24 protein-coding genes are annotated in these 21,081 nt (G+C 63.3%); 10 read left to right on the top strand and 14 right to left on the bottom strand.

All coding sequences use genetic code 11. The annotated features are described in order from the left end of the window. Positions 1–37: 37 nt before the first annotated feature. From lspA to LB565_RS15925, 4 genes are all read right to left on the bottom strand, one after another. Positions 38–526: a signal peptidase II gene (gene lspA / locus LB565_RS15940; protein ID WP_224585602.1), complete on the bottom strand. Its 489-nt coding sequence runs from the start codon at positions 524–526 to the stop codon at positions 38–40. Between the two features lie 24 nt (positions 527–550). Next, positions 551–1,411: a TrmH family RNA methyltransferase gene (locus tag LB565_RS15935; protein WP_224585599.1), complete on the bottom strand. Its 861-nt coding sequence runs from the start codon at positions 1,409–1,411 to the stop codon at positions 551–553. Then, the gene (locus tag LB565_RS15930) at positions 1,412–2,494 is read right to left on the bottom strand and encodes a class I SAM-dependent rRNA methyltransferase (protein ID WP_224585597.1); all 1,083 of its coding nucleotides are present in this window, start codon (positions 2,492–2,494) and stop codon (positions 1,412–1,414) included. An 88-nt stretch (positions 2,495–2,582) separates the two neighbouring features. Next, positions 2,583–3,068, bottom strand: coding sequence for a DUF1772 domain-containing protein (locus tag LB565_RS15925; RefSeq protein WP_224585677.1), 486 nt, complete (start codon positions 3,066–3,068; stop codon positions 2,583–2,585). Positions 3,069–3,168: 100 nt separating this feature from the next. On the opposite strand from LB565_RS15925, the gene LB565_RS15920 reads away from it, so the two are divergent. Further along, positions 3,169–3,879: a helix-turn-helix transcriptional regulator gene (locus LB565_RS15920; RefSeq protein ID WP_224585596.1), complete on the top strand. Its 711-nt coding sequence runs from the start codon at positions 3,169–3,171 to the stop codon at positions 3,877–3,879. Between the two features lie 70 nt (positions 3,880–3,949). Next, positions 3,950–4,321, top strand: coding sequence for a VOC family protein (locus LB565_RS15915; protein WP_224585594.1), 372 nt, complete (start codon positions 3,950–3,952; stop codon positions 4,319–4,321). A 154-nt stretch (positions 4,322–4,475) separates the two neighbouring features. Here LB565_RS15915 and LB565_RS15910 read toward each other — a convergent pair whose 3' ends face one another. From LB565_RS15910 to sppA, 4 genes are all read right to left on the bottom strand, one after another. Continuing rightward, a complete protein-coding gene (locus tag LB565_RS15910) occupies positions 4,476–5,438 on the bottom strand; it encodes an ornithine cyclodeaminase family protein (RefSeq protein WP_224585592.1) in 963 nt (320 codons plus the stop codon). 168 nt (positions 5,439–5,606) lie between these two features. Next, positions 5,607–5,939: a DUF1049 domain-containing protein gene (locus LB565_RS15905; protein ID WP_224585590.1), complete on the bottom strand. Its 333-nt coding sequence runs from the start codon at positions 5,937–5,939 to the stop codon at positions 5,607–5,609. 118 nt (positions 5,940–6,057) lie between these two features. Then, entirely contained in the window at positions 6,058–6,342 is a 285-nt protein-coding gene (locus LB565_RS15900; protein WP_027165368.1) for an integration host factor subunit beta, read from the bottom strand. Between the two features lie 76 nt (positions 6,343–6,418). Continuing rightward, on the bottom strand, positions 6,419–7,375 hold the full coding sequence (sppA, locus tag LB565_RS15895) for a signal peptide peptidase SppA (RefSeq protein WP_224585676.1): 957 nt from the start codon (positions 7,373–7,375) through the stop codon (positions 6,419–6,421). A 290-nt stretch (positions 7,376–7,665) separates the two neighbouring features. Between sppA and lptC the strand changes: the two genes are divergently transcribed. The 6 genes from lptC to ptsN all read left to right on the top strand — a co-directional run bounded on the left by lptC (position 7,666) and on the right by ptsN (position 12,916). After that, the gene (gene lptC / locus LB565_RS15890) at positions 7,666–8,379 is read left to right on the top strand and encodes an LPS export ABC transporter periplasmic protein LptC (RefSeq protein WP_224585588.1); all 714 of its coding nucleotides are present in this window, start codon (positions 7,666–7,668) and stop codon (positions 8,377–8,379) included. Continuing rightward, entirely contained in the window at positions 8,366–8,962 is a 597-nt protein-coding gene (locus LB565_RS15885) for an LptA/OstA family protein (protein WP_224585585.1), read from the top strand. The genes lptC and LB565_RS15885 overlap by 14 nt, the downstream gene beginning before the upstream one ends. After that, a complete protein-coding gene (lptB, locus tag LB565_RS15880) occupies positions 8,962–9,780 on the top strand; it encodes an LPS export ABC transporter ATP-binding protein (protein WP_224585583.1) in 819 nt (272 codons plus the stop codon). The genes LB565_RS15885 and lptB overlap by 1 nt, the downstream gene beginning before the upstream one ends. Positions 9,781–9,969: 189 nt before the next feature. Next, positions 9,970–11,496, top strand: coding sequence for an RNA polymerase factor sigma-54 (rpoN, locus tag LB565_RS15875; RefSeq protein ID WP_224585572.1), 1,527 nt, complete (start codon positions 9,970–9,972; stop codon positions 11,494–11,496). 306 nt (positions 11,497–11,802) lie between these two features. Further along, the gene (hpf, locus tag LB565_RS15870; protein ID WP_224585570.1) at positions 11,803–12,390 is read left to right on the top strand and encodes a ribosome hibernation-promoting factor, HPF/YfiA family; all 588 of its coding nucleotides are present in this window, start codon (positions 11,803–11,805) and stop codon (positions 12,388–12,390) included. A gap of 61 nt (positions 12,391–12,451) precedes the next feature. After that, on the top strand, positions 12,452–12,916 hold the full coding sequence (gene ptsN / locus LB565_RS15865; protein ID WP_042641064.1) for a PTS IIA-like nitrogen regulatory protein PtsN: 465 nt from the start codon (positions 12,452–12,454) through the stop codon (positions 12,914–12,916). A gap of 107 nt (positions 12,917–13,023) precedes the next feature. Here ptsN and LB565_RS15860 read toward each other — a convergent pair whose 3' ends face one another. Both LB565_RS15860 and LB565_RS15855 read right to left on the bottom strand, forming a co-directional pair. Further along, positions 13,024–13,281: a DUF1150 family protein gene (locus LB565_RS15860; protein WP_224513840.1), complete on the bottom strand. Its 258-nt coding sequence runs from the start codon at positions 13,279–13,281 to the stop codon at positions 13,024–13,026. A gap of 63 nt (positions 13,282–13,344) precedes the next feature. Next, on the bottom strand, positions 13,345–13,770 hold the full coding sequence (locus tag LB565_RS15855; RefSeq protein WP_224585569.1) for an Hsp20 family protein: 426 nt from the start codon (positions 13,768–13,770) through the stop codon (positions 13,345–13,347). Between the two features lie 142 nt (positions 13,771–13,912). On the opposite strand from LB565_RS15855, the gene LB565_RS15850 reads away from it, so the two are divergent. Next, entirely contained in the window at positions 13,913–14,857 is a 945-nt protein-coding gene (locus tag LB565_RS15850) for a nucleoside hydrolase (protein WP_224585567.1), read from the top strand. A gap of 28 nt (positions 14,858–14,885) precedes the next feature. Here the strand turns inward: LB565_RS15850 and LB565_RS15845 are convergent, their stop codons facing one another. The 4 genes from LB565_RS15845 to LB565_RS15830 form a co-directional block, all read right to left on the bottom strand. After that, the gene (locus LB565_RS15845; protein WP_224585565.1) at positions 14,886–15,263 is read right to left on the bottom strand and encodes a hypothetical protein; all 378 of its coding nucleotides are present in this window, start codon (positions 15,261–15,263) and stop codon (positions 14,886–14,888) included. A 75-nt stretch (positions 15,264–15,338) separates the two neighbouring features. Then, positions 15,339–15,953: a LysE family translocator gene (locus LB565_RS15840; protein ID WP_224585563.1), complete on the bottom strand. Its 615-nt coding sequence runs from the start codon at positions 15,951–15,953 to the stop codon at positions 15,339–15,341. 94 nt (positions 15,954–16,047) lie between these two features. Then, a complete protein-coding gene (locus LB565_RS15835) occupies positions 16,048–17,499 on the bottom strand; it encodes an amidase (protein WP_224585561.1) in 1,452 nt (483 codons plus the stop codon). A 3-nt stretch (positions 17,500–17,502) separates the two neighbouring features. Then, positions 17,503–18,408: a ribokinase gene (locus LB565_RS15830; protein ID WP_224585559.1), complete on the bottom strand. Its 906-nt coding sequence runs from the start codon at positions 18,406–18,408 to the stop codon at positions 17,503–17,505. 181 nt (positions 18,409–18,589) lie between these two features. Between LB565_RS15830 and LB565_RS15825 the strand changes: the two genes are divergently transcribed. Then, positions 18,590–21,055: an EAL domain-containing protein gene (locus LB565_RS15825; RefSeq protein ID WP_224585558.1), complete on the top strand. Its 2,466-nt coding sequence runs from the start codon at positions 18,590–18,592 to the stop codon at positions 21,053–21,055. Positions 21,056–21,081: the final 26 nt, after the last annotated feature.

Genomic DNA, 21,081 nt, shown 5'->3' with positions numbered 1-21,081 from the left:
GCCTGGTGAGGAAGTCTGCGGTTTCAACAGCGTGAGGTCAATTGCCAAGGTCCTGGGACTTGGCTTCGCGCCGCCAGCCGATCAGCTCGTCGAAGACGACAAGTGCCGCGCCGACGGAAATGAAGGTGTCGGCCAGATTGAAGATCGCGAAGGACCAGACGGGCGTGTGGAACAGGATATAGTCGATGACATGGCCGTAGACGGCGCGGTCGATGAGGTTGCCGAGCGCACCGCCGATGATGAGCGCAAAGCCGATGCGGGCGACGACATGGCCGGCCGGCGTGCGCGTGGCGAGATAGAGCACGAAGGCAACGACCAGCACGGCGATGACCACCAGGCCGATATCGCCGAAGGACTGGAACATCGAGAAGGCGATGCCGGTGTTGTAGGTGCGGAACAGCGCCAGGAAGGGCAGGAGGTCGACCTTCTCCTGAAAGGCGAGCCCGTTCTCGACCAGCTGCTTGATCCACTGGTCGAGCGCAATGGCAATGACGACCAGCACGACGTAGGGGGACCAGGATTTCACTTGGCAGTCCTCATCGGGCAGTCCTCATCGCATGTCGGTGGCAGGCTCGAGCTTCAACGCGCCGCGCCTTATCTCAAACAGCATCACGCCCGTGGCGACTGCCAGGTTGAGCGAGTCGGCGCGGCCGGCCTGGGGGATTCGAAGCAGCCGATCGCAGCTTTCGGCCAGGTTGTCGGGCAATCCCTGCTGCTCGTTGCCCATCAGCAGCAGGACCGGGCCCCTGGAGAAATCGACCGAGCGATAATCGACCGCGCCCTTGAGGTGCGTTCCAACGACCAGGCCGGAAAAATCGCGCCGCCAGGCGAGGAAGGCCTGCTCCGTCGCTTTGGCGACCGGCACGGCGAAGATCGAACCCATGGTGGCGCGCACCGTCTCCAGCGAGAACGGATCGGTGGTGTCGCCGACCAGGATGACGCCTCTGGCGCCGACGGCATCGACGGTGCGGATCACGGTACCGAGATTGCCGGGATCGCGGACCCGGTCGAGCGCGACCCAGACATCGCCGTCCCTGGCGCGGATGTCCTTCAGCGGCACGGTCTGCTGGGCAAAGACACCGACCACCATTTGCGGGTTTTCGCGGCGGGTGATGGTCGCGAGCACCTTTTCCGAGACTTCCAGAACCGTGCCGCCGGCGGCGACGGTTCGCGCGGCGACCTTTTCGATGGCCGCGTTGCCGCGTCCGGCCTTGGCGAAGACCAAGGTCCTGATCGACCAGCCGAGGTCGAGCGCGTCGATGACCAGCTTCAGGCCTTCAGCCATGAAGGCGTTCTGCTGGTCGCGGAATTTCTTGAGCGCCAGCGCCTTGATGTCCTTGACCAGGGGGTTGGCCAAGCTGGTGACTTCCTTGACCTGTCCGACCAGGCGTACGCCGTCATGTGCAGTCATTCAGGCCACCCAGCGCGAGAACAGCGAGGTCGACAGCGCGCGGCCGGCCGATTTCTCGCGAATGATCAGCTCGCCGGATTCGACCGTGCCGCCCATGCCGGCGAAGGTATCGCGCATCAGCGCATGGATGGCGAAGAAGGAGGCGCGGATCGAATAGGCGGTGAGCACGACGGCGAGCGGTTTTGGCGTCAGGATCGAGCGGCAGAGGTCGGTGAGGCCCGGCAGGTCCTCGAACAATTGCCAAACTTCGCCCTTGGGCCCGCGGCCATAGGCCGGCGGATCGAACAGCACGATGTCGTAGCGGCTGCCGCGGCGTTCCTCGCGCTCGGCGAATTTCACCGCGTCCTCGACGATCCAGCGGATCGGCTTGTCGGCAAGCCCGGCCATCTCCTGGTTTTCGCGCGCCCAGCCGATCGCCTTCTTCGAAGCATCGACATGGGTGACCTCGGCGCCCGCGCGGGCCGCCACCAGCGAGGCAAGCCCCGTATAGCCGAAGAGGTTCAGCACCTTAACCGGGCGCTTCGCCGCCGCGATCAGCCCCGCCATATGGTCCCAATGCGAGGCCTGTTCCGGAAAGACGCCGACATGGCGGAAGGAGGTGAAGCGGCCGAGATAGTCGATGCCGTCGTGCTTCATCGGCCAGGTCTCGCCGAGCGGCGCCTTCGGAAAGCGCCAGCGGCCGATGCCTTCCTCGTCCGTGTCGCCGGTGAAGATGGCGTCGGCGCGCTCCCACTCTTTCGCCGGAAGGGCCCGCTGCCAGATCGCTTGGCCTTCGGGCCGCACGATGCGGTAGGGGCCGTATTGCTCGAGCTTCTCGCCGGCGCCGCTGTCCAGCAGGGCGTAATCGGCATTGGGCGCGACTTCGAGGATCAATGGCAGACGCTCGGCGGGCAACGTGCCCTCGCGGCGCGCAAGCACGCGCGGCGCCGGTCTGGCTTCCTGCCGGTCCGCCGGTTTGGTTTCGCGGCGCTCGGCGGGCGTGGCCTGCTGCCGTCCAGCCGCGAACGCCTCACGCGGGCGGGACTGTTCCGCCCTTGCGGGATGCGGGCGGCCATCGCGGCGTTTGTCGCGAAAAGATTTCAAGAAGGATCATCTCCGGCGGTTCGGCCCGCTTCTGCCACAGCTAAGCCCACCGGCGCAACAAAGCCCGGCTTATTCAATGGTGGCGTCATCAACTATGCCGGACGCCGAGCAGGCCGAAACAAAGCGAAATGAAGCCAAGCGCCTTCGCCGCGCTCACCGCCATGTGGCCGGTTTCCCAACGCAGCCGGACGGCTTCGAAGTTTTCTGGAATTGGCCCCGGCGTCCAGGTCGCGAGGACAGCGTTTGCCGGTCTGACGAGGCCGAACCAAAGCGCCAGCGAGACCGCATAAAGCAATGCGGCGACGAGCACGAACCGGAAGGCAAAGGGGTCCGCACGCAGCGTCCAGGCAAGCAGCGCCGGACAGAGGATCGCAGCGATATCGAGCGGCGCTCCGATGACGGCAAAAAGCAGGAACTGACCGTTGAAGACCGTCGCCTCTCGCCACAGCGCCGGCGACCATTTCGTCAGCCTGGGCAGCGATTCCAGCACATGGGCAAAGGACGGCCCAAGGCTGAGCGCCGCGACGAAAACGGTCAGCACCGACCAGAACAGCAGGAATCCGCGCATCTCCATTGTGGAGAACGGCAATGGTCAGCAGGCGTTCCCGTAGCGTCGGACTGCTTGCCGTGATGTGCGGGCCAGCCCTATTGTCCGGCACGCCGGTTAGCCATTCATGTCCCGTTCAGCCCGCCTGCTCGACCTCGTCCAGATCCTGCACCGCCATCGCCGGCCGGTGAGCGGCCGCACGCTTGCGGGCGAGATGGGCGTGTCGATCCGTACCCTCTATCGCGACATCGCGACGCTGCAGGGGCAGGGCGCGCCGATCGAAGGCGAGGCGGGGCTCGGCTATGTGCTGAAGCCCGGCTTCATGCTGCCGCCGCTGATGTTCACCGACGAGGAGATCGAGGCGATCGTGCTCGGCTCGCGCTGGGTGGCGAAGCAGCCGGACAAAAGGCTGGCGGCCGCCGCGGCGGATGCGCTGGCCAAGATCGCGGCGGTGCTGCCGGATGACCTGCGCGACGATCTCGACGCTACGACACTGCTCGTCGGGCCGCGCTCGGAAAATGCCGAAGCGATCGACCTCGGCATCGTGCGGCAGGCGATCCGCGACGAGCGCAAGCTTGGCTTCCTCTATCGTGACGCCGGGGGAGCGGCATCGAAGCGCCTGGTCTGGCCGTTCGCGCTCGCCTTCTTCGATAAGGTGCGGGTAATGGTGGCGTGGTGCGAAACGCGCCAGGATTTCCGCCATTTCCGCGCCGACCGGATGTCCGGCCTGACGGCGACCGGCATCCGCTATCCGCGCCGCCGCCAGGCGATGCTGAAGGAGTGGCGGGCGGGCCTTGACGCGCCCGGCCGGAACGGCGCGAAAGACGCTTCCGGCTGATCGCTACTGCCAGAATCTGACAGCAGGTCCGCGTATGGTGTCCAAGGTTCAGACACTTTGGAGATCAGACATGACCACGCCGAATTTCGTCATCCTCTATGTCGACAGTCCGGAAAAGAGCGGCGCGTTCTACGCCTCTCTGCTCGGACGCGAGCCGGTCGAATCCTCGCCGACCTTCGTCATGTTCGTGCTCGACAAGGGCTTCAAGCTCGGCCTCTGGTCGAGCCACACGGTGGAACCGGCTGCGGCGGCAGCAGGCGGTGGCGGCGAGCTCGTGCTTGCCGTCGAGAACGCAGCGGCGGTCGATGCCATCCATGCGGATTGGACTGGCAGAGGCCTTAAGGTACTGCAGGCGCCAACCGATCTCGATTTCGGCCGCACCTTCGTAGCGCTCGATCCGGACAATCATCGCCTGCGCGTCTATTGGCCGAATGGGCAGTAGCAGTAGCCAGTAGGCAGTGGGCAGTGGGCAGTAGGCAGTAGGCAGTACGCAGTAGGCAGTAGGCAGTAGGCAGTAGGCAGTAGGCAGTAGGCAGTAGGCAGTAGGCAGTAGGCAGTAGGCAGTAGGTCTGTTTTCCCTATGCCTACTGCCCTGCCTATTTGAGCGCCTTGTAGACGGCGATGCCTGCGGCGAGGTCCTCAAGGGCCGCGCCGACCGACTTGAAAAGCGTGATCTCGCTGTCGCTTTGCCGTCCCTGCTTCTCGCCGCGGGCAAGTTCGTGCAGGTCGGCGACGATGGCGTCCGGCTTCAGCACGCCTGACGCCAGCGGCTGGACGATGTCGCCGGCTTCCTTGGTGGCGCCGGCGCGGGTGTCGACATAGACGCGGGCGCGCTTGATCGCGTCGTCATCGCTTTCGCGCATCGTCGGCGTGAAGCCGCCGACGAGATCGACATGGGCGCCCGGCTTCAGCAGCGCGCCCTTGACCAGCGGCGTGTTCGAGATGGTCGCGGAGGCAACGATGTCGGCCTCGGCAAGCTCCGCGTCGAGATCGCCGGCGGCACTTGCCGGAAGGCCTTCGGCGCGCAAGGCGACCGCCACTTTTTCGGCATTGGCCGCCGTGCGGTTCCAGATGCGGATGGATGTGATCGGCCTGACCGCCGAATGCGCCTTGGCAAGGAACGGCGACAGCGCGCCGGCGCCGATGACCAGAAGCCGCGAGGCGTCCTTGCGCGCGAGATAGGAGGCGGCGAGCGCGGAGGCGCAGGTCGTGCGCCACTGCGTCAGCCGCTGGCCGTCGATCAGCGCCTGCGGCTCGCCGGTGACGCCGTCGAGCAAAAGATAGAGGCCCATCACTGCCGGCTTGCCGATGGCGTTGTTGTCCGGCGATACGGTGACGATCTTGACGCCGATATGGCCTCCCGCCGAGGTGCCGGCGGCGTTGAAATCGGTCCAGGCCGGCATCAAAAGCAAGGTCGAGGCGGCGCCGTCCGGCCGTTCGACACCATGATGATGGCGAACCGGCTGCACGGCGCCTTCGCGAAAAGCCGTGCGCAATGTCTCGACAAGGCCGGGAAAGGTCAGCGCGCGGTCGACATCGGCGGCCGAAATGGTCAGCATCGGAGGCTCCGTAAGGTGTTGCTCAGAGACAGAGCATGATGTCGCCCGAAAACCGCTCCACAGGTTTCGGCATCATGCTCTAGAACATTTCACCGTTTCACGGAAACCGTGAAATGTTCTATCTCCAATTCCGGACGGAAAACCGCTCACACTTTTCCTGGAATTGCTCTAGTCCGTGGGCTTGGGCAGCGCCGGTCCCTTGGGCGCCGCTGGCGGGCGGCTCACCGCCTGGCGCAGGTTTTCGGCTTCCAGACCGCGCTGGCGCGCGAGCTTGCGGTAGCGCCCCTGCTTCACCCAGGTCGCCATGCTGCCGACGACCATGCCGACGGCCAAGGCAAGGAATAGGAAGATGAAAAGCGGCAGGGTCAGCGTCAGCGCGGGATTGCCGGGATGGAATGGATCGAGCGTGAAGGCGACGGCGCCGCGATTGGCGACGGCGAGCGCGATCAGGATGATAGCCAGCGGCACGAAGACCACGACGAGAATGAAGCGACTGAACATCAGATCTCCATGGAGAGACTTCTTGGGGCGCGCATGTCTTTGTCCCGAAAACCGGTCTCCGCTTTCGGGAGACATGCTTTAGGCGCCAAGATGCCGATTCAACCCGCCGGCGCGGCGCCTATTTGCCGCCGTTCAGTCTCTCGCGCAACTCCTTGCCGGTCTTGAAGAACGGCACCCACTTTTCCTCGACCTCGACGGATTCGCCGGTGCGCGGATTGCGGCCGGTGCGGGCGGGACGGTTTTTCACCGAAAAGGCGCCGAAACCGCGCAACTCGACCCGGTTGCCCTCGGCAAGCGCATCGGTGATCTCGTCAAAGATCGCGCCGACGATGTTTTCGACATCGCGCAGGAAAAGGTGCGGGTTGCGCGCGGCAATGATCTGCACAAGCTCGGATTTGATCATAGAACGTTCCCCGTAAACCACTGCAGTCGATTATCAGAATGATTTTACTGCTTTTTTGGCTCGCCCCAGCGAGATGTCAAGGGTGCCAGACCGAAACGAGACCGTCAAGAAACAAGCGGTCGGCGCCGAGTTCGTGAATGACATCGCCGCCGGCATCCGGCAGGCCGAGTGCCTTGGCCGCCAGTTTTGCCATCGACTGGGAAAACAGGAAACCGCCACGCCTTTCCCTATCCTTCCACTCGACGACCTTGAGCTTGGCGTCCACGCCCTTCGTCGCCAGCCAGTCGATCGCCTCCTGCTCGCCGCCGACGGCGTCGACCAGATGGTTGGCCAAAGCCTGGCGGCCGGTGAAGATCGAACCGTCGGCCAGCGCCAGCGCCTGCTCATGCGTCATTTTGCGGCGGTCTGCGACAATGCCGACGAACCAGTCGTAACTGTCGAGGATGAGCTTGCGCACCATGGCGCGCTCATCGTCATTGGTCGGCTTGAAGGGCGAGGGCGAAGCCTTGAGCGGCGAGGATTTCACTTCTTCCAGCTTGATGCCGAGCTTGTCCATGAGGCCGCTGACATCGGGGTATTGGATCAGCACGCCGATCGAACCGACGATCGAGGTCTTGCGGGCGACGATGTGGTCGGCAGCGCTGGCGATCATGTAGCCGGCCGATGCCGCCAGCGTGCCGACTTCGGCCACCACCGGCTTGTCGCCGGCAAGCTTGCGCACGGCGTCGAATATCGACTCGCCGCCGACCGTAGTGCCTCCGGGCGAATCGATCGACAGGATGACGCCCTTCACCTCCGGCGACTTGCGGATCGATTCCAGCCTTTTGAGCAGGTCCTCGTCCTCGGTGATGGTGCCTTCGATCTTGACCTTGGCGATATGGGGGACCGCCTTGCCGGTAAAATTGTCGCCATAGACCCAGGTCGAGAAGGCGATAATTGCCGCCGCCAGAACCAGAAACGCGACCACGCGCCAGAAAGTCAGCTTGCGGCGCAAGCGGCGGCGGTCGATCAGGTCGTCGGCTCTCATTGCCATCATCAGCCTCATGGATCGGTGGGAAGCACGCTTTTAAAGCAAGCCTCGGCACACGGCTACCGTTTCCTGAAAATGCCCGGCCGTGAAGCGTTGACGCCGACCTCACGAAAAATTAACGCAACTAAGTCCCTATCTGCTATAAAGTACAGGCCGTCTCGCCAGATTCCTGTCGATTTTGCGGGCGGCCAGTTGTCACATTTTTGCAGTTTTCCTCCGCTTGTGCTTGCTTGTAGGTGCCGGCATACCACCTATAGGCGGTGTTTGGGCGGGCAAAGGTCCATTAGAAAGTCATGTTGGCGCGATCTGACGAAACGAGCCAGGCCGGCGAGGCATCGGCTCCCGCGGCCCAAGGCGGCACGCGTGGCGATGCTTTCAACCGCGCGCAGCGGCACTCGCGCCGCGTGCGCGTGCTGAAATTCGCGGTGCCGCTGCTCGCGGTCGTTATCGCCGTTGCCTTTCCGGTCTATTCCTACCTCAAGGCCCCGCTGCCCGTCTCGGTGCAGGCCGACGGCACGGCGTTTTCCAACGGCAAGCTGGTGATGGCCAATCCGAAGCTCAACGGCTTCACCAAGCAGAAGCTGCTATATTCGCTGACGGCGACCAGGGCGACGCAGGATGTCGGCCAGCAGGCCGTTATCGATCTCGAAGGCATCAACGCCAAACTGCCCGTCGCCACCGACAACATCGTGTCGGTCGATGCCGCGCATGGTATCTACAATCGCGACGCCAACACGATGGACCTGACCAGCGACGTCAGCGTGACGACGTCGGACGGTCTGATGGCGAAATTCAAATCGATCTTCCTAGACATGGGCAAAGGCTCTATGAAGACGAGCAATCCGGTCGACGTCAGCCGCGGCGGGTCGCGCATCACCGCGGAGTCCATGGCGGTCGAGGACAATGGCAGGCTCGTGGTCTTCGAGAACCGGGTTCGCGTCAACATAGATCCAACCGCGCTGAAGGCAGCGGGGGTAAACGGTGGAGAACAGAATGCGTCGCAGTAAATCGGCATGGCTTCCGGGCGCTGCTTCCGCATTGCTGCTTTTGGCGACGGCGCATTCCTTCGCGCAATCGAGCGCGACCAGCCAGATTCCGGGGCTGAAACTGTCGGGCGACCAGCCGATCCAGATCGAAAGCGACAAGCTTGAGGTCCGCCAGGCCGAGAGCATGGCCGTGTTCAGCGGCAACGTGACCGTCAATCAGGGGCCGACCCTGCTCAAGGCCGGCAAGATGACGGTCTACTACGTCAAGGATGCCAATGCCGGCAAAAGCGCCGCGGCCGGCGCGTCGGCGATGACCGGGGCGGCCAATATCGACCACCTGGAGGTCGAGAACAAAGTCTACGTCAAATCGAACGACCAGGTCGCCACGGGCGACAGCGGCACATTCGACATGAAGACGCAGGTGCTGGTGCTTAAGGGCAAGGAAGTGGTGTTGTCGCAAGGCGACAATGTGCTCAAGGGCTGCAAGCTCACCGTGCAGATGAAGAGCGGCCTCGCCAATGTCGACGGCTGTGGCGGTCGCGTGATGATGTCGTTCACGCCCCAGAAGCAAGGCGCGCAGCAGCAGGGAGCGTCGGGCAACTAATGGCCGGCGTAACCTCGCTGCTGGCCCGTCTTCCGGGACTGGCGGCCGCAAAACCGGCTGCGCCGGCGACGGTCGGCACCGACAAGGCGAAGTTCAAGGGCACCCTGATCGCCAAGGGGCTGACCAAGAGCTACAAGGGCCGCAAGGTTGTGAGCGGGGTGACGCTTGGCGTGCGCGCCGGCGAGGCCGTCGGCCTGCTCGGGCCCAATGGCGCCGGCAAGACCACCTGTTTCTACATGGTCACGGGCCTCGTGCCGGTCGACGAAGGCTCGATCGAGATCGACGGCTTCGATGTCACGTCGATGCCGATGTACCGACGAGCCCGCCTCGGAATCGGCTATCTGCCGCAGGAAGCGTCGATCTTCCGCGGCCTCAACGTCGAGCAGAACATCCGCGCCGTGCTGGAAGTGGTCGAAAAGGATCGCAAGGCGCGTGAACGCAACCTCGACGAGCTGCTTGAGGAATTTCACATCAGCCATCTGCGCAAGGCGCCGTCGATGTCGCTCTCAGGCGGTGAACGGCGTCGCCTCGAAATCGCGCGGGCGCTGGCGACGCGGCCGGCCTATATGCTGCTCGACGAGCCCTTCGCCGGTATCGACCCGATCGCCGTCGCCGACATCCAGCAGCTCGTCCGCCACCTCACGGCCCGCGGTATCGGCGTCTTGATCACCGACCACAATGTGCGCGAGACGCTCGGCCTGATCGACCGCGCCTATATCATCCATGCCGGCCAGGTGCTGACGCATGGCCGAGCCGACGAGATCGTCGCCAACGCTGATGTGCGGCGTCTTTATCTCGGCGAGGGCTTCACACTCTGACTGCTGATTTTCGGGTCGTGGCGCGATTTTCGAAAGTCGCATGGCGGTTTTTCGCTATTTTAGCGTTCGATAACGCTCCGGTAAGCCGCAGCTGCTAGCGTTTTCCTTGACAAGCAAAAGCCGGGCCAGTTTCAATGCCCGACCGAAAAACAACTGTACGACGCGTAGACGAGGCGTTTGAATCCCACCATGGCGCTGGCAGCCAAACTGCAGCTCAGACAGTCCCAGTCGCTGGTGATGACGCCGCAGCTGATGCAGTCGATCCGGCTGCTGCAGCTCACCCATGTCGAGCTCGAGCGCTTCATCGACGAGGAGATCGAGCGCAACCCGCTGTTGGAGCGGGCCGAACCGCAGGACGATATCGCCGGCGACCAAGCCCAGAAAAGCGAGGCGGCGCCGGAGCGGGACCCCGAGGGCGACTGGTTCGAAGGCGAGACGGAATGGAGCGCCGAAGCGATCTCGCAAAAGCTCGATTCTTCGCTGGAGAACCTGTTTCCCGACGATCCCGGTACCCATGAGAGACTGGGGCCTGATCTCACGGCGCAGTGGAAGTCGGCCGCCGGCAGCGCAGGCACGGCGTCATCGGAAGGTTTCGACGTCGGCGACATGGTGGCGGTCGTCGCCACGCTGCGTGAACATGTCGGCGAGCAGATCGCGCTTGCTTCCCTCAGCCCTGGCGAACGCCTGATCGCGGGTGAGCTCGCCGACGGGCTCGACGAAGCCGGTTATTTGCGCACCGACCTGATGGAGATCGCGGCCCGGCTCGGTGCCGACGAAGCGGCGGTGGCGCGCGTGCTTGGCGTCTGCCAGACTTTCGAGCCTTCAGGACTTTTCGCGCGCGACCTTGCGGAGTGCCTGTCGCTGCAACTGGCGGTGCGCGACCGGCTCGATCCGGCGATGAAAGCGCTGGTCGCCAATCTCGAGCTTCTGGCGCGGCGGGATTTCCAGACGCTGAAACGCATCTGCGGCGTCGACGAGGAGGATCTCCTCGACATGCTGGCCGAGATCCGCGCGCTCGATCCGCGTCCCGGCCTGGCGTTTTCAGGCGGCGCGAGCGATGCGATCGTCGCCGATGTCGAGGTGCGCGCTGCCAATGACGGCAGCTGGGCGGTGGAGCTCAACGCCGATACGCTGCCGCGCGTGCTGGTGGACAATGTCTACTTCGCCCGCGTTTCAAGGCACACCAAGGACCAGGCGGAAAAGGATTTTCTCGCCGAATGCCTGCAGAACGCCAACTGGCTGACGCGCAGCCTCGACCAGCGGGCCAAGACCATTCTCAAGGTGGCGTCCGAGATCGTGCGGCAGCAGGATGCCTTCCTCATCCATGGCGTGCGCCACCTCAAGCCGCTCAACCTGCGCACTGTGGCCGATGCCATCGGCATGCATGAATCGACCGTCAGCCGCGTCACCGCCAACAAATACATGCTGACGCCGCGCGGCGTCTTCGAACTGCGCTATTTCTTCACGGCGTCGATCGCCTCGGCCGGAGGCGGCGAAGCGCATTCGTCCGAGGCCGTGCGCGACCGCATCAAGCAGATGATCGACGAGGAAAAGCCCGCCGATGTGCTTTCCGACGACGCCATCGTCGACATGCTCAAGGAGAGCGGTGTCGATATCGCCCGCCGCACCGTCGCGAAATACCGCGAAGGCATGAATATCCCATCGTCGGTGCAGCGGCGGCGGGAAAAGCGGGCGCTCGCGAACGTCGGCCGCTAGGCCCGGCCCGGAATTTCGACAAGCCTTGGCCGGTGCGAGACAGGCTGCTTTCCCACAATTCCCAAGCTTGATTGACAAGCCGCAATGAAGTGTCTAGAAGCCCGCCCGCATGGAGCAGGGCGGTAATGCCCGCTTGCGAATGGGTCTGTCAGACATGGCCATGGACGGCCAAGAAGGCGACTTGTGATCAACCGGAAAGTTCGGGTCTAAAATCGGCGCGCATGCCGCTGCGAAGCTTGTGCGCGCGCGCCACGGGTATAAACTCGGGAACAGTTTGAAGCCTGAGCAAGGAAGGTCAGTTTTCAGATGAATCTACGCATTTCGGGAAAACACATGGACATCGGCGATGCGTTCCGCACACGCATCAACGACCGGGTCGGCGAGGCGATCGAGAAATATTTCGATCGGGGTTTTTCAGGACATGTCACGGTCATCAAATCGGGATCGCGCTTCTCCGCCGACTGCATGGTCCGGCTTGATTCCGGCGCCTCGCTGCAGGCAACCGGCGACGCCCAGGACCCGACGCTTGCCTTCGAGGCGGCCGCCGACCGCCTGGAAACGCGGCTGCGCCGCTACAAGCGCCGGCTGAAATCCCGCAATACCGGCAACGGCAATGGCGAAGAGCCGACCGACATCGCCTATACCGTGATGGCTCCTCTTACCGACGACGAAGAAGACATTCCGGAGGACTTCGCTCCGGTCATCGTCGCCGAATCAAGCGTGACGCTGCGGACCATGTCGGTGGCTTCGGCGGTCATCGAACTCGACAACAGCGACAGCCCGGTCTTCCTGTTCCGCAACGTTGGAACCGACCATCTCAACATCGTCTACCGCCGGCCGGACGGCAATATCGGCTGGATCGATCCGTCGACGACCAAAGTCGCGCAAGGATAAAAAGCCAGCCGCGCAAGGGGGCGACGACTGGCGCGGCAGGCGAGCAAGGGATTTTTCAAGCATGGATCTCAGTGATCTCATCAGCGTCCCGGCGATCATGCCGGCGTTGAAGGCGAATTCCAAAAAGCAGCTTCTGCAATTGCTGTCGGAGAGGGCGGCGGCGATTTCGGGGATTCCGGAACGGGAGGTGTTCGACACTATCCTGCAGCGCGAACGGCTGGGCTCGACCGGCGTCGGCAACGGCATCGCCATTCCGCATGGCAAGCTCGCCGGCGTGAAGCGGATCGCCGGCGTCTTCGCCCGGCTGGAAACGCCGGTCGATTTCGAGGCGCTAGACGACCAGCCGGTCGACCTGGTGTTTCTGCTGCTGGCGCCGGAAGGGGCGGGCGCAGACCATCTCAAGGCGCTGTCGCGCATTGCGCGCGTGCTGCGCGATGCCGACACGGTGGCCAAGATCAGGGGTACGCGCGACGCCGTGGCGATCCATGCGTTGCTATCCGATACGCAGGCCTCGCACGCAGCCTGAAGTTTTTTGGATCAAAACCTGTCTTTGGATTAAAACCTTCAGGGGCCGCCGCGTGGCGGCCCTTTCGATTCAAGACGTCACAGTCGCTATTTTAGTCGATCATAATCTTAGTGGATCGCGACGGTGGTCAGATCGTTCTCCAACGCACCTGCCAGCGCCCGGTCACGGGCATCGGAAAGCAGGATCGGCTGGCCGTTGGCGGCAAACAGTGCCCACAGCTCCAGGCCGGGCGCGATTTCCTGCAGGCCGGGGAAGCGGCCGCGCAGGTCGTCGCTCGACACTTTCCTGAGATAGGCGACCGAACCTTCGCCGAGATGGGCGAGTTCGCCGCTGGTCATGGTGATCGTTTCGTCAGTTCTGGTCATTTCAAGCCTCCTTGGCGCGAGGACGCCAGGATCGGCCGCCTCGCATAGAGCCATCGGCAAAGGTCAGTCTTTCACCGATATGTTTATTTTCCGTACCATCCGCTCGGACTCCGGCCGGTCGAGATCGATCGACAGCAGACCGTTCTTCAGTTCCGCCGCGATCACTCGCATGCCGTCGGCCAGCACGAAACAGCGCTGGAACTGGCGAGCGGCGATGCCGCGGTGCAGGAACTCGCGCTCGGTATCGTCGGTCTGACGACCGCGCACGATCAGTTGGTTTTCCTCCGTGGTGACATCGAGGTCGCTTTCTGCGAAACCGGCAACGGCCAACGTTATGCGCAGCCTCTCGGCCTTGTCGTCAGCGGCGCTGAGGCGCTCGATATTGTATGGAGGATAGCTGTCGCCGGACTTCGCCAGACGTTCGAGCGTCTTTTCCATGGCATCAAAACCCAGGAGAAGCGGGCTGGAGAAGGGCGTCATTCGACTCATTGTTACACTGTCCTCTGAAGAGCGACACAAACTGGAAAAACCCGGATGGCATTTTTCCCGATGGTCTTGATATGGTCCGCCGCGCGATCAAGTTCAAGCCATTAAGACCCCGCCCAAAAAGACTCCCCAAAAAGGAATTGAAATGCCCCAGTCCAGAAAAATCATCATCGACACGGATCCCGGCCAGGACGATGCCGTCGCCATATTGCTGGCGCTCGGCAGTTCCGAGCTGGAGATCGTCGGCATCACCGCGGTTGCCGGCAACGTGCCGTTGAAACTGACCCAGAACAACGCCCGCAAGATCTGCGAACTGGCCGGACGGCCCGACATCAAGGTCTATGCCGGCGCCATCCGGCCGCTGGCGCGCGAACTCGTCACCGCCGAGGAAGTGCACGGCAAGACCGGCCTGAACGGCCCGCAGCTGCCGGAGCCGACCATGCCGCTCCAGGAACAATACGCCGTCGATTTCATCGTCGAGACGCTGATGCGCGAGGAAATCGGCACGATCACGCTCTGCCCGCTCGGACCGCTCACCAATATCGCGCTGGCGCTGATCCGCGAGCCCAGGATCGCGCCGCGCATCAAGGAAATCGTCTTGATGGGCGGCGGCTTCTTCGAGGGCGGCAATGTCACGCCGGCGGCCGAATTCAACATCTATGTCGACCCGCAGGCCGCCGATCTGGTGTTCAAATCGGGCATTCCGATCGTGATGATGCCGCTCGACGTCACCCACAAGGCGCTGACCACCTCCAAGCGCATCCAGGCTTTCCGCCAACTCGGCACCAAGGTCGGCACAGCGACCGCCGAGATGCTGGAATTCTTCGAGCGCTATGACGAGGAAAAATACGGCACCGATGGCGGGCCGCTGCACGACCCGTGCGTGATCGCCTACCTCGTCAAGCCGGAGCTGTTCAAGGGCCGCCACTGCAATGTCAGCGTCGAGACCGCGTCGGAGCTCACCATGGGCATGACGGTGATCGACTGGTGGGGTGTCGCCAAGCGCAAAAAGAACGCCATGGTGATGCGCGACATCGACCATGACGGCTTCTTCGCGTTGCTGGTGGAGCGGCTGGGGCGGCTCAATTAGCCATGTAGGCCAAAACCAGCGCCCGCCGTCACCCGTTGAGCAATCGATAGGTGTCGGCGCCGTGCTTGTGATGCTGCCGTTCGATGGGGATTGCCGATCCGACAAGGTGCGGCGTCCCCACTTCATCGTCTATCGATATCAGTGTGTCGTCCTCAAGCCGCACATCATAGGTGTAATATAGCCCCCGGCCGACTGTGAACTTCGGATTGACGGGCGCGGGCCTGATGTATTCAACCACGCCGATCACGCGCTGCGTGCCGGTGACCGGATCGAGTTCAAGCCGGATTACCGCAGCACTTCGCATCAGTGCAAAAGCACAAAATACAGCAGATACTATGACAGCATCGCCGTACTCGTATTGCAAAATAAGCAAGCGATTCCGGAGGGAAACGTTTGACTTGTTCATAACTATGAGTTGTGAGGGCGCTCACAACTCTTCAATATGCTTCAAAAAATAATTGCGCGCCGGCGAGCTCGTCGCTCATTTCGCCTTCGAGAACGCCAGCCACAGTCCACCGCCGACCAGGAAGCTGCCGCTGATCCTCGACATCAGCCTGACGCGGCTGGCCGACAGCAGCCGGCCGGCGCGGCCGGCGGCAAGGGCGTAGGTCGAGTCCGACATGGCGGCGAAGATCATCGCGGTCAGGCCCATGACGACGATCTGCAGCGTATAGTTGCCCTGCGGCGCGATGAACTGCGGGAAGAAGGCGCCGAAAAACACCAAGGTCTTCGGATTGCTGACGGCGACCAGAAACCCTTGCAGGAAGAAACCGCCGCGCGGCTTCTTCACCGACCCGTCGGGGTTCAGCGCGCCCTTGGCGCGGAACATCTGCACGCCCATCCAGATGAGATAGGCGGCGCCGATCAGCCGCACCCATTCGAACCAGTGGCCCATGCCGGCGATCAGCGTGTTGAGGCCGATGCCGACGATGGCGATCATGATGGCAAGGCCGGCCTGGGTGCCGGCCACGTTGGCCAAGCCCGCGCGCGAGCCGTGGCGGATGCTGTTGGCGATGATCAGCGTGACCGTGGGTCCCGGCACCAGGATGATGACGATGCAGGCGACGACATAGGCGGCGTAGAGTTCCAGCGACATGATCTTCCCTCGAACAGGACAGCGCCGACTTGGGCGGAGCGCGATCAATGCACGGGTTTGACGCCGGCGCAAGCTGGCCGGGCAGGGCGGCCCGTCACGCAGCCCCCGCCGCCCATGGCAGTGTCGCCTCATAGGCTGCGCCGGCCTTGAGCACGGCGAGGTCGCCGCGCGGGCGGCCGATCAGTTGCATGCCCATCGGCCGGCCCCTCTCGTCGAAGCCGGCCGGCACGTTGAGCGCCGGGCAGCCGCCCAGCGTGGCGAAGGCGGAGACCTGCATCCAGCGGTGATAGCTGTCCATCATCCGTCCCGCGACCTCGCGCGGCCAGTGGGTAGTCACGTCGAACGGGAAGACCTGCGCGGTAGGCAGGGCGATGAGGTCGAAGCGCTCGAACAGCGACAGCAGCGTGCGATGCCATGAGGTGCGCCGGACGCTGGCGGCATGGATCTGCGGCGCGGTCAAGCGCATCGCCTGCTCCACTTCCCAGACAGCCTCAGGCTTCAGAAGGCTGCGTCTTGCCGGATCGTCGTAATGCGTCTTCAGCCCGCAGCCGCTGCTTGCGTGGCGCAAGGTGACAAAAGCCTGCCACAGCGCCTCGAAATCGACATCCGGAACCAAGGCTTCGCTGTGGAAGGAAGCATCGGCGAAGCGGGCAAGCGCAGCCTCGCAGAGGTCGAGCACGCCCCGCTCCGTCGGAAGGTGGCCGCCGAGATCGCCCAGCCAGGCAATGCGGCCGCCGGACGCTTTCGCTCCCAAGCCGTCGAGGAAAGACCCCTCCTTGGCGTATGACAGCGGCGCGTGCGGGTGATAGCCGGCTTGTTCATCGAGCAGCAGCGCGATATCGCGCACGCTGCGGCCCATCGGGCCCTCGACGCCCATCTGCGCATGGAAGACATCGACGTCCGGGCCCGCAGGCACAAGGCCCTGAGACGGACGGAAGCCGTAGACATTGTTGTAGGCCGCCGGGTTGCGCAGGGAGCCGCCGAAATCGCTGCCGTCGGCGACCGGCACCATGTCGAGCGCCAGCGCCACGGCTGCGCCGCCGCTCGAGCCGCCGGCGGTGAGTGCGGGGTCGAAGGCGTTGAGCGTCGGCCCGAAGACCGGATTGTAGGTGTTGGAACCCAGCCCGAATTCCGGGGTGTTGGTCTTGCCGATGATGATAGCGCCGGCCTTGCGGATACGTTCGACGAAGAAGTCGTCCGTGCCGGGAATGAAATCGGCGAAGATCGGCGAGCCGAAGGTGGTTCTGAGCCCCTTGGTCAGGGCAAGGTCCTTGATGGCGATCGGCAGGCCGAACAGCGATCCGGCCTCGCCGCCGCGGGCGAGATGAGCATCGGCCCTGTCGGCCTCGGCCAGGATGTCGGCGCGCTCGCGCAGCGAGACGATGGCGTTGACCAGCGGGTTCACGGCCTCGATGCGGTCAAGGAACGCGCCGACCACCTCGCGAACCGAAAAGCGACGCCGTCTGATCCCGTCAACGAGCTCGACGGCGGAGAGGCGGCAGGTGTCGCCGGCCGGCGACACGGCATGTTTTGTGACAGGGCGCATCGCTTAACGGGTCCCCGGCAAGGCCGCGTCGACATCCTTGGCCAGCGGGATCGCCGGTTGCGCGCCTGGCTTCAGGCAGGCGAGCGACCCGGCCGCGGCGGCGCGGGTGAGCGCATCCTGAAGCGAGAGACCCGACGAGAGGCCGGCGCCGAAATAGCCGCAGAAGGTGTCGCCGGCGCCGACCGTGTCGACCGGCGTGATCTTCAGCGCCGGAACGGTGATGAAATCGTGAGGCGTGGCGGCAAGCACGCCGTCGCCGCCGAGCGTGACGACGATGGCGCGGCCCATCTTTTGGGCATAGTCGCGCATGCGGGCCGGGCGGTCGCGCCCGGAAAGCGCCAGCTCCTCGCCATAGAGATCGAACTCGGTTTCGTTGGCGACGGCATAGTCGGCCTTGCCGGTGAAGCCTACTGCTTCGGGACGGAAGGGTGCGGTGTTGAGCACGCTGACGGCGCCCGCCGCGCGCGCCGCGTCAAGCGTAGCCTCGACCGTCTGCAGCGGGATCTCATGCTGCAAGAGCACGACGTCGCCTTTTTTGAGATAGGCCTTGGCGACATCGCCCGGCACCACCGAATCATTGGCGCCCGGCACGACGGCGATGACGTTTTCTCCGTCGGCGCCGACCAGGATCAAAGCCGTGCCGGTGGAGGCGAAGCTCTCGCCGACACCGGACAGATCGACAGTGCCGGCCTTGAGAAGGGCGAGCGCATCGCCGGCAAAGCTATCCTTGCCGACCGCGCCCACCATGCGCACTTGCGCGCCGGCGCGCGCCGCGGCCAGCGCCTGGTTGGCGCCCTTGCCCCCGGGCGCGGTGACGAAGCTTGAGCCGCGCACCGTCTCGCCGGGTTCCGGCAAGCGGTCGACATTGGCGATGAGGTCGAGGTTGATCGAACCGACAACGATAATCAAGAAGTGCCTCCTGCTGACGCGCCGGAAGCTACCCCGGAAGGCACGCTGTTACCAGTGTTCCGATGACGGTCTCTACGAGGCCTAAATTTTTGTTACGACTGGTGTTTCGATGATTACAGATAAGTAAGAGTTATGGATGTAAACGTTTCCGCTGGGTTCCTGGCTGCAACGCGAGACAAGAATGCCCAGCTCAGAGTCTCCGCTCGACCAACTCGCAAAGTCATTTTCCACCGATGATGCCGACGCCGTGCGGCTCGTGCTGGACGCGGTTCCGCATCCCATATTCGTGAAGGACAGCCAATCCCGCTTCCTCGTGATGAACCGAAGCATGTGCGATTTCATGGGCCGATCCTTCGAGGAACTGGCCGGCCGCACCGACTATGATTTCGTCCCCAAGGAACATGCGGATGTGTTCGGTCGGATCGACCGGCTGGTGCTGGACACCGGCGAAGTTAACGAGAATGAGGAGATCATTCGGGGCCCCGACGGCAAGGTCCGCACGTTGATGACACGCAAGGCCCGCGCATTGCTGCCGAATGGCGCTCGCTTCGTGGTCGGTTGCATTTCGGACATCACGACGCTCAAACAGCACGAGGCCTCGCTTCGCTTGCTGTTCGAGGAGAACCCGGTTCCGATGTGGGTGTTTGACCGGGATAGCCTGTGTTTTTTGGCCGTCAACCATGCCGCCATCGAGCGCTATGGTTACTCGCGCGAGCAGTTCCTTTCAAAATCGATACTCGACATCAGGCCCCCGGAAGACGTCGAGGCGTTCCGCCGGATCGTGGTTGCTGGCGAGGGCTCGGACAGAAGCGGACGCAGCTGGCGCCACGTCAAGGCGGACGGCAGCGTGATCCACATTGTCGCCTACTCCAAGCCTATCGAATATGATGGCCGTGCCTCATTCATGGTTGCCATCATCGATGTGACGGAGCGAAAGCTCGCGGAAGACGGCATGCGCCGCGCGAGGGAGTTCCTGGACACGGTGATAGAGAACATCCCGGTCATGCTCTTCGCCAAAGAGGCCGGGCGCTACGTTTTGATGAATCGGGCGGGCGAGGGGCTGCTCGGCATCCCTCGAGAGGAACTGATCGGAAAGACCGACGCCGAGCTGTTTCCGCCGGAAGAAGCGGAGTCCTTTCTGACACGTGATCAGGAGGCCTTGCGTTGCGATACCGTACAGATTGCGGCGGAAGAGAAGATCCCCACGCGGCATAAGGGCGTACGCGATCTCATAACCCGGCGATTGGCCGTAGAGAGCCACGACGGCAAATCGAAATACGTGCTTGCAGTCGCCGAGGACATCACGGACCGCAAGCGAGATGCCGCGCGGATCGCCCACATGGCCACCCATGATGCGTTGACCGATCTTCCTAACCGAACGATGCTTGTCGAGCGCCTCGAATTCACGCTCGAGCGGGCGACGTCTGGACGTGAATCTTTCGCTGTCATGCGCGTTGACATCGATGGTTTCAAGGAGGTCAACGACGTCTATGGCCCGGTGGTCGCGGACACTCTGCTTGGCAAGGCAGCGAAGCGCCTTGCAGGAGTTGCTGGCAAGCACTTCCTTGCGCGGACAGGCGGCAGCGGGTTCACCATAATCGTCAGCGAGGGCCCGCATCCAGCAACAGCCATCGAATTGGCAGACCGTCTGCTGGCGGCAATCGCCGACGCTTTCGATGTCGAGGGTCGTGCGCTGCGGGTTGGGCTCAGCATCGGCATCACCTTCTTCCCCGACGATGCGACAGACGTTGCGGCGCTCTTGAGCAATGCTCGTGCGGCGCTTGATCGCGCAAGAGCCGACGGCCGCGGCGTTTTCCGGATGTTTGAGGCCGACATGGATCGCAAGCTGCGCGAACGCCGTGCGCTCGAGCAAGACTTGCGCTCGGCACTGGCAAGCGGCGAGCTGCTCCTGCATTACCAACCGCAGGCGAACGTATCCGGCGAGATTGTCGGCTTTGAAGCTTTGGTCCGCTGGTCCCACAAGGAACGAGGAATAATCCCGCCTGCCGAGTTCATTCCGGTGGCCGAAGAGAGCGGACTGATCGTATCCTTGGGAGAATGGGTGCTGCGGCAGGCATGCCGCGAGGCAGCGTCGTGGCCCAACCCGGTTCAGGTTGGCGTCAACCTGTCTCCGGTACAATTTCGCCAGGGCGATCTTCCAGGTCTGCTGCACCAAATCCTGCTCGAATCGGGGCTCGACCCGAAAAGGCTTGAACTTGAAATAACCGAGAGCGTCCTGCTCGACGACCTTTCGCGGGCAAGTTCGATCCTTAGGCGGCTGAAATCGCTCGGCGTGAAGGTCGCCTTGGACGATTTCGGGACCGGATACTCATCGCTTTCCTATCTCCAGTCTTTTCCTTTCGACAAGATCAAGATCGACAAGTCCTTTGTCGGAATGATCCAGAAGAATCCGCAAACGGTCGCCATAATTCGCGCCATCGTCGGACTGGGCAGGGGCTTGTCGATGGACATCATCGCTGAAGGCGTCGAGACGCTCGAGCAGTTGAGCTTTCTCAGCGACGAGGGCTGTCACGCGCTTCAGGGATATCTGATCGGACGTCCTCATCCGATCGAGGCATATGCTGATGAGGTTGGCAGATTTGCCGCCAAGGAGACAGGCACCGCGCGCCGTCAGCGCGGGCAATAGCGGCGGTGCGAGCCTCCCTTTGGAGC

Source organism: Mesorhizobium sp. CA14, assembly GCF_020165195.1.
Lineage (GTDB): Bacteria > Pseudomonadota > Alphaproteobacteria > Rhizobiales > Rhizobiaceae > Mesorhizobium.
The sequence above is the reverse complement of the archived record's forward strand: the minus strand, read 5'-3'. Positions and strand labels throughout refer to the sequence as shown.